Below are 2,501 nucleotides of genomic sequence, written 5' to 3'. Positions count from 1 at the left end.
TGAGAACGGCGGAGCAATATTCGACCACGGTAGCGGCGGGATAGCCCTGCTGCGGGCGGCGTAAAAGTCGTCCACCTTGAAGCCTTTCTGCCAAGTCAGGGAGGTGTGGGGATCTACAGCGTGGAACTTTATCTTCAGGTCCGTCTGGCTTGCGCGGATGGCATGAGCCAACGGGCGGCGGCGAAGCGTTTCAATGTGTCGCGCGATACGGTACGCAAGATGCTGTCGTTTTCATCGCCGCCGGGTTACCGGCGCCAGTCCGTACCGCAGCGCCCGAAGCTGGACGGGTTTGTGGCGATCATTGATGGATGGCTTGAGGGTGACCGCAGTGTCCCGCGCAAGCAACGCCATACGGCGAAGCGGGTATTCGACCGTTTGCGCACCGAGCATGGTTTCACCGGCGGCTATACGATCATCAAGGATTACATTCGGGAGCGTGAGCAGCGTAGCCGGGAGATGTTCGTGCCGCTGGCGCACCCTGCGGGAGATGCGCAGGCCGACTTCGGGGAAGCGCTGGTGGAGATCGGCGGGGTGGAACAGAAGGCCTACTTCTTCGCGCTCGATCTGCCGCACAGTGATGCCTGCTATGTGCGGGCCTATCCGGCGGCGGTGGCGGAGGCCTGGGTGGACGGACACGTTCATGCCTTCGCGTTCTTCGGCGCGGTACCGCGCTCGATCGTCTATGACAACGATCGCTGCCTTGTGGCGAAGATCCTGCCCGACGGCACGCGGCAGCGTGCCACGCTGTTCAGCGCTTTCCTGTCGCATTACGTGATCCGCGACCGCTATGCCCGCCCGGGCAAGGGGAACGAGAAAGGCAATGTGGAGGGGCTGGTAGGCTATTGCCGGCGCAACTTCATGGTGCCGATCCCGAAGTTCCCGACCTGGGAGGCGTTCAACCTGTGGCTGGAGGAGCAATGCCGCAAGCGCCAGCAGGACAAGGTGCGCGGGCAGAGCGAGACGATCGGTGAGCGCTTGGAACGCGATCTCGCGGCCATGCAGCCTCTGCCCGCTACACCCTTCGAGGCCTGCGATCAGAAAGGCGGGCGGGTCTCCTCGCAATCCCTGGTGCGCTACAGGACCAACGATTATTCGGTTCCGGTGGCCTGGGGCCATCAGGAGGTCTGGATCAGGGCCTATGTCGATGAGGTGGTGATCGGCTGCCGCAGCGAAGTCATCGCCCGTCATCCTCGTTGCTATGCCCGCGAGGAGGTTGTCTTCGCCCCGCTCCATTATCTCCCGCTGATCGAGCAGAAGATCAACGCATTCGACCAGGCTGCGCCTTTGCAGGGCTGGGACCTGCCCGAAGCGTTCACGACACTGCAGCGGTTGATGGAAGGGCGCATGCGCAAACATGGCAGGCGCGAATATGTGCAGGTACTGCGCCTGCTGGAAACGTTCACCCTCGCCGATCTCCAGGCGGCGGTCGAACAGGCCATCGATCTTGGCGCCATCGGCTTCGATGCCGTCAAGCACCTCGTCCTGTGCCGGATCGAACGCGTACCGCCCAGGCTGGACCTGGACGTCTATCCCTTCCTGCCACGCACCACGGTCGAGAAGACCTTTGCCAGAGCCTATCTGAGCCTGCTCTCCGACCGGCAGGAGGCCGCATGAGCGATCAGGCCCCGGAGATCCTTCTCGCTCACCATCTCAAGGCGCTCAAGCTGCCTACGTGCCTGCGTGAGCATCACAAGCTCGCGCGGCAATGTGCCGCTGAAAGCGTCGATCATATCCGCTTCCTCGCCCGCCTCGTCGAGATGGAAATGATCGAAAGGGAGCGTCGCATGGTCGAGCGGCGCATCAAGGCCGCGCGCTTCCCCGCCGTAAAAAGCCTCGACAGCTTCGACTTCGCCGCCATCCCCAGGCTCAACAAGATGCAGGTGCTCGAGATGGCGCGCTGCGAGTGGATCGAGCGGCGTGAGAACGCCATCGCTCTGGGGCCATCAGGCACCGGAAAGACGCACGTAGCGTTGGGGCTCGGACTGGCAGCATGCCAGAAAGGACTGTCGGTGGGCTTCACCACCGCGGCAGCGCTGGTCAGCGAAATGATGGAGGCCCGCGACGAGCGCCGTCTTCTGCGCTTCCAGAAGCAGATAGCCGGATACAAGCTGCTCATCATCGATGAACTGGGTTTTGTGCCGCTCTCCAAGACCGGCGCCGAACTGTTGTTCGAGCTGATCTCCCAGCGTTACGAACGCGGCTCCACCTTCATCACCAGCAACCTGCCCTTCGACGAATGGACCGAAACCTTCGGATCTGAGCGTCTCACAGGCGCGCTCCTCGATCGCCTGACCCATCACGTCAGCATCCTCGAGATGAACGGCGAAAGCTATCGCCTCGCGCACAGCCGGGCCCGCACGGCCAAAACCAGACCCTGAAAATTACACCAATGCCGGGGGGAGTGGCCTTCGGGCTACGCCCTCACGCCACTCCCCCCGGCATGTAACACCGTGGCCTGGTTTTACGCCGCCGAATGGCCGACTTTTGCTCCGCCGTTGACA

At 62.7% G+C, this 2,501-nt stretch carries 2 protein-coding genes; both read left to right on the top strand.

Features of this window, described 5'->3' with window-relative positions:
- Nucleotides 1–120 precede the first annotated feature (120 nt).
- Nucleotides 121–1,614: an IS21 family transposase gene (istA, locus tag CHB74_RS21285; RefSeq protein WP_089221458.1), complete on the top strand. Its 1,494-nt coding sequence runs from the start codon at nt 121–123 to the stop codon at nt 1,612–1,614.
- On the top strand, nt 1,611–2,378 hold the full coding sequence (istB, locus tag CHB74_RS21280; protein WP_089221457.1) for an IS21-like element ISSsp5 family helper ATPase IstB: 768 nt from the start codon (nt 1,611–1,613) through the stop codon (nt 2,376–2,378). Before istA ends, istB begins: the two co-directional genes overlap by 4 nt.
- Nucleotides 2,379–2,501: the final 123 nt, after the last annotated feature.

Origin of the sequence: Edaphosphingomonas laterariae, from assembly GCF_900188165.1 — a bacterium.
GTDB lineage: Bacteria > Pseudomonadota > Alphaproteobacteria > Sphingomonadales > Sphingomonadaceae > Sphingomonas_E > Sphingomonas_E laterariae.
This window is presented reverse-complemented; position numbering and strand designations above follow the sequence as displayed.